The 13,126-nt window shown below is 48.0% G+C and carries 8 protein-coding genes, 6 tRNA genes and 3 rRNA genes; 2 read left to right on the top strand and 15 right to left on the bottom strand.

Annotated elements, in window-relative coordinates; translation table 11 throughout:
- Position 1: 1 nt before the first annotated feature.
- The 8 genes from rplK to K0H59_RS00895 all read right to left on the bottom strand — a co-directional run bounded on the left by rplK (position 2) and on the right by K0H59_RS00895 (position 3,432).
- On the bottom strand, positions 2-430 hold the full coding sequence (rplK, locus tag K0H59_RS00930) for a 50S ribosomal protein L11 (RefSeq protein WP_011621019.1): 429 nt from the start codon (positions 428-430) through the stop codon (positions 2-4).
- A 128-nt stretch (positions 431-558) separates the two neighbouring features.
- Positions 559-1,110 (bottom strand): transcription termination/antitermination protein NusG, encoded by a 552-nt coding sequence (gene nusG, locus K0H59_RS00925; RefSeq protein WP_088213140.1) that lies wholly within the window; start codon positions 1,108-1,110, stop codon positions 559-561.
- Between the two features lie 9 nt (positions 1,111-1,119).
- Entirely contained in the window at positions 1,120-1,491 is a 372-nt protein-coding gene (gene secE, locus K0H59_RS00920; RefSeq protein ID WP_011621018.1) for a preprotein translocase subunit SecE, read from the bottom strand.
- Positions 1,492-1,770: 279 nt separating this feature from the next.
- On the bottom strand, positions 1,771-2,955 hold the full coding sequence (gene tuf, locus K0H59_RS00915; RefSeq protein ID WP_011715454.1) for an elongation factor Tu: 1,185 nt from the start codon (positions 2,953-2,955) through the stop codon (positions 1,771-1,773).
- A gap of 115 nt (positions 2,956-3,070) precedes the next feature.
- Positions 3,071-3,146, bottom strand: a tRNA-Thr gene (locus K0H59_RS00910).
- Between the two features lie 9 nt (positions 3,147-3,155).
- A tRNA-Gly gene (locus K0H59_RS00905) sits at positions 3,156-3,229 on the bottom strand.
- 35 nt (positions 3,230-3,264) lie between these two features.
- Positions 3,265-3,349, bottom strand: a tRNA-Tyr gene (locus K0H59_RS00900).
- A gap of 7 nt (positions 3,350-3,356) precedes the next feature.
- Positions 3,357-3,432: transfer RNA gene (locus tag K0H59_RS00895), tRNA-Thr, on the bottom strand.
- A gap of 234 nt (positions 3,433-3,666) precedes the next feature.
- Here K0H59_RS00895 and coaA point away from each other — a divergent pair.
- Positions 3,667-4,617 carry a type I pantothenate kinase gene (coaA, locus tag K0H59_RS00890; RefSeq protein ID WP_011715453.1) on the top strand — a complete coding sequence of 317 codons (951 nt, stop codon included), beginning with the start codon at positions 3,667-3,669 and terminating at the stop codon, positions 4,615-4,617.
- 1 nt (position 4,618) lies between these two features.
- Here coaA and birA read toward each other — a convergent pair whose 3' ends face one another.
- From birA to K0H59_RS00855, 7 genes are all read right to left on the bottom strand, one after another.
- Positions 4,619-5,578: a bifunctional biotin--[acetyl-CoA-carboxylase] ligase/biotin operon repressor BirA gene (birA, locus tag K0H59_RS00885; protein WP_220054397.1), complete on the bottom strand. Its 960-nt coding sequence runs from the start codon at positions 5,576-5,578 to the stop codon at positions 4,619-4,621.
- Positions 5,571-6,596, bottom strand: coding sequence for a UDP-N-acetylmuramate dehydrogenase (gene murB / locus K0H59_RS00880; RefSeq protein WP_220054396.1), 1,026 nt, complete (start codon positions 6,594-6,596; stop codon positions 5,571-5,573). The genes birA and murB overlap by 8 nt, the downstream gene beginning before the upstream one ends.
- A 200-nt stretch (positions 6,597-6,796) precedes the next feature.
- Positions 6,797-6,912: ribosomal RNA gene (gene rrf, locus K0H59_RS00875) — 5S ribosomal RNA — on the bottom strand.
- Positions 6,913-7,042: 130 nt separating this feature from the next.
- Positions 7,043-9,935: ribosomal RNA gene (locus K0H59_RS00870) — 23S ribosomal RNA — on the bottom strand.
- A gap of 272 nt (positions 9,936-10,207) precedes the next feature.
- Positions 10,208-10,283, bottom strand: a tRNA-Ala gene (locus tag K0H59_RS00865).
- 44 nt (positions 10,284-10,327) lie between these two features.
- Positions 10,328-10,404, bottom strand: a tRNA-Ile gene (locus K0H59_RS00860).
- A gap of 70 nt (positions 10,405-10,474) precedes the next feature.
- A 16S ribosomal RNA gene (locus tag K0H59_RS00855) occupies positions 10,475-12,017 on the bottom strand.
- Together the 16S, 23S and 5S rRNA genes with 2 tRNA genes alongside form the textbook arrangement of a ribosomal RNA operon.
- A gap of 634 nt (positions 12,018-12,651) precedes the next feature.
- Between K0H59_RS00855 and K0H59_RS00850 the strand changes: the two genes are divergently transcribed.
- Positions 12,652-13,116: an RNA-binding protein gene (locus tag K0H59_RS00850; RefSeq protein WP_011715450.1), complete on the top strand. Its 465-nt coding sequence runs from the start codon at positions 12,652-12,654 to the stop codon at positions 13,114-13,116.
- The last annotated feature ends 10 nt before the right edge of the window (positions 13,117-13,126 follow it).

Here is a 13,126-nt window from a genome sequence, read left to right as displayed (position 1 = left end):
ATTAACCCTCTACAACCAAACCCATTGAACGCGCAGTACCTTCGATTGAGCGAGTCATCGCTTCAACATCAGCACCAGTCATATCGGCCGCTTTCAATTCAGCAATTTCTTGAATCTTAGCACGAGCGATAGTACCTACTTTCTGAGTGTTTGGACGTGGAGAACCTGATTTCAGGCCTGCAGCAGTCTTCAGTAAGTAAGAAGCTGGCGGAGTCTTAGTTTCGAAAGTGAATGAACGGTCACTGTATACAGTGATCACGACTGGAATAGGCATGCCTTTTTCCATTTTTTCTGTACGGGCGTTGAACGCTTTACAGAATTCCATGATGTTCACACCTTTCTGACCCAGAGCTGGACCAACTGGTGGTGAAGGGTTCGCAGAACCTGATTTCACTTGTAGCTTAATATAAGCATCAATCTTTTTTGCCATCTGACATTTCCTCAGTTTGGGTTCAAACGCGCATCAGCGACATGCCGACGTGCTCCCCCGAAAACAACGGGTGCGGATTATATAGAAATCCGCACCCGTTGCCAAACGGATTTTTGTATTTAATTTAATCAGCCTTTTTCGACCTGATTAAAATCGAGCTCAACTGGTGTAGAACGACCAAAGATCATTACTGACACTTTTACGCGGCTCTTGTCATAATCCACTTCTTCAACGGTACCGTTAAAGTCAGCAAATGGACCATCACAAACACGCACCACTTCGCCCGGCTCGAAAATAACACGGTGAGTCGGTGAAGCTGTGGTTTCTTGTAAGCGACGCAGAATTGCATCCGCTTCTCTATCTGAAATTGGGGCAGGACGATCAGAAGTTCCGCCAATAAAGCCTAAAACACGCGGGATGCTTTTGACTAAATGCCAGCTGTCATCGTTCATTTCCATCTGGACTAAAACATAACCAGGGAAAAACTTACGCTCGCTCTTACGACGCTGGCCTGCACGCATTTCAATGACTTCTTCAGTCGGAACCAATACTTCGCCGAAGTACTCTTCCATGCCGTGCATTTTAATGTATTCAATCAGTGACTTACAAACTCGGCTTTCATAGCCTGAGAATGCCTGCACTACATACCATCTTTTTTTAGCTTCTTTAGCTTCAGTCATTCGAGGTGCCTATACGCCAGTGATGAAATTGACAATGTGCATTAACACTGCATCTAAACCCCATAAAACAAGGGCTAAAATACCTGTTGCAGCAAGGACAATAAAAGTGGTGTTAAGCGCTTCTTGACGTGTTGGCCATACGACCTTGCGCACTTCAATTTGCGACTCACGAGCGAACGCTAAGGCTTTCTTACCCTTTTCTGTTTGCAGGGCAATAAAACCAGCAATAGCGAATGCAACGATAACAGCCAGTGCACGGATCACGGCACTTGTCTCGCTATACATCTGATTGCCAATAACAGCAGCGGCCAGCAATAGGATCGCTAAACCCCACTTCACGATATCCAGAGAGTTAGTCTGGTTTTCAGTATTTGTTGTCATCGGTTATTCCGTTACTCAATACGGCCTGAGCTTGAGCACAATAATTAGGGACATACGACCCAGTTACAATACGCTTTAGATACTCTGCATTCCGAATACCCCTAGAAACGCATCATGTTGCATAAGCTCAGGGTCAAAAATCGGCCATAGATTGTATTCTTATTCGACCTTGTTAGCAAGGATGCACAGCCGTTGCAACCCACAAAACCTAGTAAATAATCGACTTAAACAAAAAAGGAAGCCGAAGCTTCCTTTTTCAGTACTATAGCAAGTTCGCGATTAAGCGAAAATCTTAGCTACAACACCAGCGCCTACTGTACGGCCACCTTCACGGATTGCGAAGCGTAAACCTTCGTCCATCGCGATTGGGCAGATCAGAGTCACTTTCATCTTGATGTTGTCGCCTGGCATTACCATCTCTACGCCTTCTGGCAGTTCGATAGTTCCAGTCACGTCAGTTGTACGGAAGTAGAACTGTGGACGGTAGCCTTTGAAGAATGGAGTGTGACGACCACCTTCTTCTTTTGACAGAACGTAAACTTCTGATTCAAAAGTAGTGTGTGGGTTGATTGAACCTGGCTTAGATAATACTTGACCACGTTCTACGTCATCACGCTTAGTACCACGTAACAGGATACCACAGTTCTCACCTGCACGACCTTCGTCAAGCAGCTTACGGAACATTTCAACACCAGTACAGGTTGTCTTAGTAGTTGCACGGATACCAACGATTTCTACTTCGTCACCAACACGTACGATACCACGCTCAACACGACCAGTTACTACTGTACCACGGCCAGAGATTGAGAATACGTCTTCGATTGGCATCAGGAATGGCTTATCGATATCACGCTCTGGTTCTGGGATGTAAGAATCCAGTGCAGCGGCTAATTCGATGATCTTAGCTTCCCACTCTGGCTCGCCTTCAAGCGCTTTCAGAGCAGAACCTTGGATAACTGGTAAGTCATCACCTGGGAAGTCGTATTCTGATAACAGTTCACGCACTTCCATTTCAACTAATTCTAACAGCTCAGCATCGTCAACCATGTCACATTTGTTCATGAATACGATGATGAATGGTACGCCTACTTGGCGAGACAGCAGGATGTGCTCACGAGTTTGTGGCATTGGACCGTCAGTAGAAGCTACTACCAGGATCGCGCCGTCCATCTGTGCAGCACCAGTGATCATGTTTTTAACATAGTCAGCGTGGCCTGGGCAGTCTACGTGTGCGTAGTGGCGAGTTGGCGTATCGTATTCGATGTGAGAGGTATTGATGGTAATACCGCGCTCACGCTCTTCTGGAGCGTTATCGATTTGAGAGAAGTCTTTAGCTTCACCACCGTAGGTCTTAGCCAGTACGTGAGAGATAGCTGCAGTCAGAGTGGTTTTACCATGGTCAACGTGACCGATGGTGCCCACGTTAACATGGGGCTTATTACGTTCAAATTTAGCTTTTGCCATGGTATTGCCTCAATCCAAGAGTCTTGGTGATGAAAACATACATATAGAAAAAATCCGATGCATATAAATGACATCGAACCGATTATTTAGGTATAGGAGCTTAATTTAGAAAGGCTGGTGCTGATAGGCAGATTCGAACTGCCGACCTCACCCTTACCAAGGGTGTGCTCTACCAACTGAGCCATATCAGCAACTAAATTTGGAGCGGGCAGCGGGAATCGAACCCGCGTTATCAGCTTGGAAGGCTGGAGTAATACCATTATACGATGCCCGCGCAACCTAACTAAGGCTACCTAACTACCTAGAAAATGGTGGAGGGAGAAGGATTCGAACCTTCGAAGGCGGAGCCGTCAGATTTACAGTCTGATCCCTTTGGCCACTCGGGAACCCCTCCAGTAAAATGGTGCCGGCACCAAGAGTCGAACTCGGGACCTACTGATTACAAGTCAGTTGCTCTACCAACTGAGCTATGCCGGCAAATCATTTCGGAACGGGATATTAGGTAAATGTGTGCCCAAGTGCAAGCAAAAATCGACGATTTGTTTAAAAAAAGCAATCAAATGATGCTTTTTTACACTCAAACCTAGGCTGTCGTGCAATTATTCTGCGAATACTCAATCCTGACCAATAAACGGGGCATCGGGAATAGATTTTATATTGTCGATACTTAAGTCATGGTGTACTGTGCGATCCCTAAGCCGAGGAAAGCCAATGACGTCAAAAAATCCAATTCAAAAAGCACTCTATCTTGCCTTTGAGCGCGCGCAATGGTCTGTTTTACGGGACGCAGTGCCGATGACACTGAGTGAACAAGACTTGGAAAATTTGCGTGGTATTAATGAGAAGGTCTCCCTCTCAGAAGTGACCGACATTTACTTGCCTCTCAGTAGGTTACTCAATCTCATCGTAAAATCGAAGCAACAACGTGGCTTAGTTTTGGATGAGTTTCTCGGCCAAAAACCCTCAAGTAGCCCTTATATCATTAGTATCGCCGGCAGCGTTGCCGTAGGCAAAAGTACCACAGCGCGTATTTTACAGGCATTACTGCGCCACTGGCCTGAGCATCCTAAGGTCGATTTAGTCACTACCGATGGTTTTCTGTATCCTTTGGCTGACTTAAAGCGCAAGGGTTTACTGCAGCGTAAAGGCTTTCCCGAAAGCTACGACATGAAGATGTTGGTCGAATTTATTTCGGCGGTAAAATCGGGGCAAGCCCATGTAAATGCGCCTATCTATTCCCACGTGACTTACGATCGTATTCGCGGCCAACATCAAACGGTTTCTCAACCTGATATTTTGATCCTAGAAGGACTCAATGTACTGCAAACCGGCTTAGATTCTCCGGTAGATATACGCCGCCCCTTCGTCTCTGACTTTGTCGACTTCTCCATTTACGTCGATGCCGAAGAGCACTTATTAAAGCAGTGGTATCAGGAGCGCTTTTTGCAGTTCCGCAAAGGCGCCTTCAGTGATGAAAAGTCGTATTTTCATCACTATGCCAGCCTAACGGATGATGAGGCGAATGCCATTGCAGCGAAGATTTGGGACACGATTAACGGCCCCAATTTACAACTCAATATCCAGCCGACAAGAGAGCGGGCACATCTGATCCTGCAAAAAGGTCAGGATCACTTGATGTCCCACGTATTGTTACGCAAATAATCTATCTTGGCCTTAAACTGATTTCGCCGCCGATGTATGCCTGTGTGCCATCGGCGGTTTCGAGTAGCACTGCCCCCTGTTCGTCCACACCGCGGCAAATACCATCGACATGATTTTCACCCATGAGCAAACGGATCTCTTTGCCATAGAATAGATCAGCCGCTTGCCAACGCAGTTTGAATGCCGCCAGTCCTTCTCGCTCAAAGAGTTGAATGTCTTTCTTCAGCTGCTTTTGCAGCGCAATCACGAGATCCGTTTTATTCGGCATAGTCGCTAAGGCGGATAGATCGCTCCAAGGCTGGTCGATACCTTTACCCTGATCTTCCGACATGGCCATGTTGACGCCAATACCAATGATCAATTGGCACTCGCTGTCAGCCTGACCTGACATCTCAATTAAAATCCCAGCAAGCTTTTTATAATTAAGGTAAATATCGTTTGGCCATTTCACGCCGATATTATCAACACCAAAGGATTTCAATACCTCGACTAAACTACAAGCCACCACTAAGCTTAAGCCCATGGCCTGCGCCATACCCTGTGGGAATGACCAGAACTGCGAGAAATATAAATGATGCCCATAGGGAGAAACCCAAGTACGGCCGCGTCGACCTCGCCCTGCCGACTGGTATTCCGCGACACAAAGGTCGCCACTCTTAAGCTCACCCGTATGACTTAACATAAATCCGTTAGTGCTTGGGATCTCATCAAAATAAAAGCAGCGATTATCAATCGACTGAATTAACCGAGCCGAGTCGATGAGGGAGATGGGGTTCGCTAGCTTGTAACCACGGCCTTTGACACTGTAAATTGCCACGCCATACTCTTCCAAAGCATCCACATGCTTACTCACCGCCGCACGAGAAATACCCAGTTGTGTTGCCAACTCTTCACCTGAGACAAAATGTTCGCTCGACAACAATCCCAGAATTTCGCGTTTTCTCACCCAGTTATCAGACATCAAGACTCGTCTCCCCTGTTAATCCCATAATTCTTGGCTCAGCTTCGAGCTTAACATCAAAAATCTCATTTACTCGCGCAATCACATGCAATGCTAATCGACAAATATCTTGGCCAGTCGCATGGCCTAAATTGACTAATACTAAGGCTTGCTTTGCATGTACGCCCGCATTACCAAGAGCAAAACCCTTAAGACCCGCATGCTCGATTAGCCAACCCGCAGCCAGTTTAACCTCTCCATTGGGTTGAGCATAACCGACGATACTCGGGAAACGCGCAGCAAGCTGCATATATGTCGCCGCGCTTACGATTGGATTCTTAAAGAAACTGCCTGCATTCCCTAGCACTTCTGGGTTAGGTAGCTTTTCGCTCCTCACTTCACAGACCCGATCAAAAATCTCCCTTGGGGTCACTGTCTCAGCGGTAAATGATTGCAACGGACCATAGGCCAATTTCGGTTGCCAAGCTTTAGGAAGGCACAAACCAACGGCGGTAATCACAGCTTTGTCGCGTAAGCTGCCTTTAAATATCGACTCCCGATAGGCAAACTCACACTCATCGACTGTAAGCCTTAGCAAGTTACCAGACTCGAGATCTAGATATTCGACCCAATCACAAATATCGCACAGCTCAACGCCATAGGCGCCGATATTTTGGATCGGAGCCGCACCAACGGTACCAGGGATCAGCGCTAAATTCTCAAGTCCTGGCATGTTCTGATTTAAGCTGAATTGAACCAACTCATGCCAGTTCTCACCCGCCTCAACAGCAAGGTAAAAGTGAGTGTCATCTTCAGAGCAGAAAATGCCCTTAGACAAAACTCGCACTACAGTGCCATTAAAATCATCGGTGAATACGATATTGCTACCGCCACCCAGCACAAGCATAGGTCGCTTAGACTGATATAAGGATAAGCAGGTCGCTTGTAGATCTGCCTTGGAATGGACTTCAATCAAGGATAAGCAGGATTGCTCCACGCCAAAAGTATTAAACGGCTTTAGCGAATATGGAAAAGACATGGTGATGTTCTGCCGCGACAAAAGCGACATTGTAAACGCTTCACCCTAGAATTGCAGCAAACTGAGGTCGATCGGTCAAAGCAGGCGCAAGACCTTGAACAAGAGTAAAAATAACAGTGGAAGTGGCGGTTAAGAACTGCCAAAAACAAAAAAGCCAGCTTATTCAGCTGGCTTTCTGCTCTCTTCCGAGAATGTTAGGCGCTTGGCGATGACCTACTCTCACATGGGGAGACCCCACACTACCATCGGCGCGATTGCGTTTCACTTCTGAGTTCGGGATGGGATCAGGTGGGACCACAATGCTATTGTCACCAAGCAAATTTGTTATTTACTACCAGTCTTATCTCATGCAGGCAGTAAATTAAATTCGGAAAGCTGGTTTGAGTTGCACTTCTTAAGTGTTTGTATTCAAGCTAAGTACTCTTAGCAAAACCCATCTGGGTTGTATGGTTAAGCCTCTCGAGTCATTAGTATCAGTTAGCTCAACGCCTCACAACGCTTACACACCTGACCTATCAACGTCCTAGTCTCGAACGGCTCTTTAGTGGACTTATAGTCCAAGGGATGACTCATCTTGGGGCTCGCTTCCCGCTTAGATGCTTTCAGCGGTTATCGATTCCGAACATAGCTACCGGGCAATGCCATTGGCATGACAACCCGAACACCAGCGGTTCGTTCACTCCGGTCCTCTCGTACTAGGAGCAACTCCCCTCAATCATCCAACGCCCACGGCAGATAGGGACCGAACTGTCTCACGACGTTCTGAACCCAGCTCGCGTACCACTTTAAATGGCGAACAGCCATACCCTTGGGACCGACTTCAGCCCCAGGATGTGATGAGCCGACATCGAGGTGCCAAACACCGCCGTCGATATGAACTCTTGGGCGGTATCAGCCTGTTATCCCCGGAGTACCTTTTATCCGTTGAGCGATGGCCCTTCCATTCAGAACCACCGGATCACTATGACCTACTTTCGTACCTGCTCGACGTGTCTGTCTCGCAGTTAAGCTGGCTTATGCCATTGCACTAACCGTACGATGTCCGACCGTACTTAGCCAACCTTCGTGCTCCTCCGTTACTCTTTGGGAGGAGACCGCCCCAGTCAAACTACCCACCAGGCACTGTCCTTAACCCCGATTAGGGGCCCAAGTTAGAACATCAACACTACAAGGGTGGTATTTCAAGGACGACTCCATCAGAACTAGCGTTCCAACTTCAAAGTCTCCCACCTATCCTACACATGTAGGGTCAATGTTCAGTGCCAAGCTATAGTAAAGGTTCACGGGGTCTTTCCGTCTAGCCGCGGGTATACGGCATCTTCACCGCAATTTCAACTTCACTGAGTCTCGGCTGGAGACAGCGTGGCCATCATTACGCCATTCGTGCAGGTCGGAACTTACCCGACAAGGAATTTCGCTACCTTAGGACCGTTATAGTTACGGCCGCCGTTTACCGGGGCTTCGATCATGAGCTTCTCTTGCGATAACCCAATCAATTAACCTTCCGGCACCGGGCAGGCGTCACACCGTATACGTCATCTTGCGATTTTGCACAGTGCTGTGTTTTTGATAAACAGTTGCAGCCACCTGGTATCTGCGACTGCCGTCAGCTTAGGGAGCAAGTCCCATCACCAACAGCAGCGTACCTTCTCCCGAAGTTACGGTACCATTTTGCCTAGTTCCTTCAGCCGAGTTCTCTCAAGCGCCTTGGTATTCTCTACCCGACCACCTGTGTCGGTTTGGGGTACGATTCCCGCTAACCTGAAGCTTAGAAGATTTTCCTGGAAGCATGGCATCAACTACTTCATCCCCTTGGGGACTCGTCATCAGCTCTCAGTGTATAGTGACCCGGATTTGCCTAAGTCACCCACCTACCACCTTAAACGCGGACTACCAACGCCGCGCTAGCCTAGCCTTCTCCGTCTCTCCATCGCAGTTAGCGGAAGTACAGAAATATTAATCTGTTTCCCATCGACTACGCCTTTCGGCCTCGCCTTAGGGGTCGACTCACCCTGCCCCGATTAACGTTGGACAGGAACCCTTGGTCTTTCGGCGAGGGGGTTTTTCACCCCCTTTATCGTTACTCATGTCAGCATTCGCACTTCTGATACCTCCAGCGTGGGTTACCCCTTCACCTTCAACGGCTTACAGAACGCTCCTCTACCGCGCAACCCTAAAGGATTGCACCCGTAGCTTCGGTGGTATGTTTAGCCCCGTTACATCTTCCGCGCAGGCCGACTCGACTAGTGAGCTATTACGCTTTCTTTAAATGATGGCTGCTTCTAAGCCAACATCCTAGCTGTCTAAGCCTTCCCACATCGTTTCCCACTTAACATACACTTTGGGACCTTAGCTGACGGTCTGGGTTGTTTCCCTTTTGACGACGGACGTTAGCACCCGCCGTCTGTCTCCCGGATAGCACTCTTTGGTATTCGGAGTTTGCAAAGGGTTGGTAAGTCGGGATGACCCCCTAGCCTTAACAGTGCTCTACCCCCAAAGGTGTTCGTCCGAGGCGCTACCTAAATAGCTTTCGAGGAGAACCAGATATCTCCCGGTTTGATTGGCCTTTCACCCCCAGCCACAAGTCATCCGCTAATTTTTCAACATTAGTCGGTTCGGTCCTCCAGTTGATGTTACTCAACCTTCAACCTGCCCATGGCTAGATCACCGGGTTTCGGGTCTACGCCTTGCAACTAAACGCGCAGTTAACACTCGGTTTCCCTACGGCTCCGCTATTCGCTTAACCTCGCTACAAAACGTAAGTCGCTGACCCATTATACAAAAGGTACGCAGTCACGGTCTCAAGAACCGCTCCCACTGCTTGTACGTATACGGTTTCAGGTTCTATTTCACTCCCCTCACAGGGGTTCTTTTCGCCTTTCCCTCACGGTACTGGTTCACTATCGGTCAGTCAGGAGTATTTAGCCTTGGAGGATGGTCCCCCCATATTCAAACAGGATATCACGTGTCCCGCCTTACTCGTTTTCATCAAAGGTTAGTTTTCGTGTACGGGGCTATCACCCTGTGCCGCTGGACTTTCCAGACCATTCCACTAACACCCCTCTGACTTAAGGGCTAATCCCCGTTCGCTCGCCGCTACTAGGGGAATCTCGGTTGATTTCTTTTCCTAAGGGTACTTAGATGTTTCAGTTCCCCTCGTTTGCCTCGCAACGCTATGTATTCACGTTACGATAACAGCTTATGCTGCTGGGTTCCCCCATTCGGACATCGTTAGCTCAAATGCTTGTTACTAGCTCGCCAACGCTTTTCGCAAGTTACTACGTCCTTCATCGCCTCTGACTGCCAAGGCATCCACCGTATACGCTTAGTCGCTTAACCATACAACCCAAATGAGTTTCACTCACCTAGGTCGTTGCGACCAGCTGGTTTTACTTGTCTCATTTCCGACCAAGGAAATGGACTCGCCTTAGACTTGAATATTCAAGACACTTAAAAAGTGTTTTAAGAACTCAATTTTTTCGTATTAACACAACGACAGACATCATTGCATTAATTACTATCAGCTTTCCAAATTGTTAAAGAGCGGGCTTAAAAAAGCCAAAGATAATTTTTCAGTTTATCTTTGGCATCTCTAACCAGATTGCAGTAAATGGTGGAGCTATGCGGGATCGAACCGCAGACCTCCTGCGTGCAAGGCAGGCGCTCTCCCAGCTGAGCTATAGCCCCATTTACATGCAGTGCGAGTATCAGATGTCCAACCCTCAAAGGATTGGTGGGTCAGAGTGGACTTGAACCACCGACCTCACCCTTATCAGGGGTGCGCTCTAACCAGCTGAGCTACAGACCCATCTTTTACTCTATCTTCTATCAAGCAAATCTGTGTGAACACTCAACAAACATCGAGTTAGTCGTATAGGTAAGGAGGTGATCCAGCCCCAGGTTCCCCTAGGGCTACCTTGTTACGACTTCACCCCAGTCATGAACCACAAAGTGGTGAGCGCCCTCCCGAAGGTTAAGCTACCCACTTCTTTTGCAGCCCACTCCCATGGTGTGACGGGCGGTGTGTACAAGGCCCGGGAACGTATTCACCGTGGCATTCTGATCCACGATTACTAGCGATTCCGACTTCATGGAGTCGAGTTGCAGACTCCAATCCGGACTACGACGAGCTTTGTGAGATTAGCTCCACCTCGCGGCTTTGCAACCCTCTGTACTCGCCATTGTAGCACGTGTGTAGCCCTACTCGTAAGGGCCATGATGACTTGACGTCGTCCCCACCTTCCTCCGGTTTATCACCGGCAGTCTCCCTAGAGTTCCCGCCATTACGCGCTGGCAAATAAGGATAGGGGTTGCGCTCGTTGCGGGACTTAACCCAACATTTCACAACACGAGCTGACGACAGCCATGCAGCACCTGTCTCAGAGTTCCCGAAGGCACTAAGCTATCTCTAGCGAATTCTCTGGATGTCAAGAGTAGGTAAGGTTCTTCGCGTTGCATCGAATTAAACCACATGCTCCACCGCTTGTGCGGGCCCCCGTCAATTCATTTGAGTTTTAACCTTGCGGCCGTACTCCCCAGGCGGTCTACTTAATGCGTTAGCTTGAGAGCCCAGTGTTCAAGACACCAAACTCCGAGTAGACATCGTTTACGGCGTGGACTACCAGGGTATCTAATCCTGTTTGCTCCCCACGCTTTCGTGCCTGAGCGTCAGTCTTTGTCCAGGGGGCCGCCTTCGCCACCGGTATTCCTCCAGATCTCTACGCATTTCACCGCTACACCTGGAATTCTACCCCCCTCTACAAGACTCTAGTTTGCCAGTTCGAAATGCAATTCCCAGGTTGAGCCCGGGGCTTTCACATCTCGCTTAACAAACCGCCTGCGCACGCTTTACGCCCAGTAATTCCGATTAACGCTTGGACCCTCCGTATTACCGCGGCTGCTGGCACGGAGTTAGCCGGTCCTTCTTCTGTAGGTAACGTCACAGCTGCAAGGTATTAACTTACAACCTTTCCTCCCTACTGAAAGTGCTTTACAACCCGAAGGCCTTCTTCACACACGCGGCATGGCTGCATCAGGGTTTCCCCCATTGTGCAATATTCCCCACTGCTGCCTCCCGTAGGAGTCTGGGCCGTGTCTCAGTCCCAGTGTGGCTGATCATCCTCTCAGAACAGCTAGGGATCGTCGCCTTGGTGAGCCATTACCTCACCAACTAGCTAATCCCACCTAGGTTCATCCAATCGCGGAAGGCCCAAAGGTCCCCTCCTTTCCCCCGTAGGGCGTATGCGGTATTAGCAGTCGTTTCCAACTGTTATCCCCCACGACTGGGCAGATCCCTAGGCATTACTCACCCGTCCGCCGCTCGCCACCTCATAAGTAAACTTACTTGTGCTGCCGCTCGACTTGCATGTGTTAGGCCTGCCGCCAGCGTTCAATCTGAGCCATGATCAAACTCTTCAATTAAAAGTTTTGTGAACCCGAAGGTTCGGCTCAATGAATTCTGATTTGTCGTTTCAACCCGAAAGTCAAAACAAACTGTACATATTGCTATGAACACTCATTCATTGATGTAAATTTTGATTACTCGCCAAACGGCAGAGTAATTTCGATTAACTCAACACCTGTGAGTGTCCACACAGATTTGCTTGATAAATTGTTAAAGAGCGTTGACCATCGCCTTACCGTAAGTGATTTCAGCGGGTCAGGGCTGCGTATTCTACGCATTCCCGTTTTTGCGTCAAGTAGTTTTTGCAACTTTCTTTTCGCTCATCGAGGAGTGAATCACTCGATGAACTGGCACTTGAAACTGCGTTTCGCTGTCTGCCGTGTCAGTGGATGCGCATTATAGGCAGCAGAACTTTTTGTGCAAGGGCTTTTTTCGGTTATTTAAATCGTACGTCGATATTTTAAACATCATGTCTATTTTTTATCTCTTTCTGCTTTGTTATTCGATTTAAAAGCGAATTTTTATCTGAGAAATGATAATTCACGCTCAATTTTTCGGCAGCGGTCTAGTGTAAAAGTAAATAATTCATTACCATATGATTTGCTGTTAACAGTTATTTATCATTTTCTATTTCATTCAGAGAGCATTTATATGCAAAAGTCATTTCTTATTGTTTTGGTTATTGCCATTCTCGGCGCAATCGCGCTATCTCAGTTTGCAACTACATTACCTGCGTACATCGCTTTTGTTGCTGGCGTTATCATTACTACTCTCGTTTTTAAATTTGTCCCAGAGACAAACCAAGCTCAAGGTGCAGATGAGCAATATGTTGGCCCGACCATGACACTCTATGTAGGCAACTTGCCTTATCGTGTCCATGAGGGTGAAGTGAAGGTTCTGTTTGGTGAGTTCGGCCCCGTCAACTCAGTACGTTTAGTACGTGATCGTAAAACGGGTCGTCGTAAAGGGTTTGGCTTTGTGGAAATGTCCGAGGCGGGAGCTCAAAAGGCGATGGTCAAGTTGAACGATTTCAACTTCCAAGAAAGAACCTTAAAGGTTAGAGAAGCGAAGACTCAAGATTCGGAAGCTGCCGACCGTACAGGTACCGATGAGTAATCCGCGTTAA

Source organism: Shewanella sp. FJAT-51649, from assembly GCF_019457435.1.
GTDB classification, from domain to species: Bacteria; Pseudomonadota; Gammaproteobacteria; order Enterobacterales; family Shewanellaceae; genus Shewanella; species Shewanella mangrovisoli.
The sequence above is the reverse complement of the archived record's forward strand: the minus strand, read 5'-3'. Positions and strand labels throughout refer to the sequence as shown.

Bases quoted from the DNA above. Each gene is read 5' to 3' on its own strand.
- rplK (WP_011621019.1), bottom strand. From the start codon at position 430: ATGGCAAAAAAGATTGATGCTTATATTAAGCTACAAGTGAAATCAGGT.
- K0H59_RS00850 (WP_011715450.1), top strand. From the start codon at position 12,652: ATGCAAAAGTCATTTCTTATTGTTTTGGTTATTGCCATTCTCGGCGCA.
- coaA (WP_011715453.1), top strand. From the start codon at position 3,667: ATGACGTCAAAAAATCCAATTCAAAAAGCACTCTATCTTGCCTTTGAG.
- nusG (WP_088213140.1), bottom strand. From the start codon at position 1,110: ATGACTGAAGCTAAAGAAGCTAAAAAAAGATGGTATGTAGTGCAGGCA.
- tuf (WP_011715454.1), bottom strand. From the start codon at position 2,955: ATGGCAAAAGCTAAATTTGAACGTAATAAGCCCCATGTTAACGTGGGC.
- secE (WP_011621018.1), bottom strand. From the start codon at position 1,491: ATGACAACAAATACTGAAAACCAGACTAACTCTCTGGATATCGTGAAG.
- birA (WP_220054397.1), bottom strand. From the start codon at position 5,578: ATGTCTGATAACTGGGTGAGAAAACGCGAAATTCTGGGATTGTTGTCG.
- murB (WP_220054396.1), bottom strand. From the start codon at position 6,596: ATGTCTTTTCCATATTCGCTAAAGCCGTTTAATACTTTTGGCGTGGAG.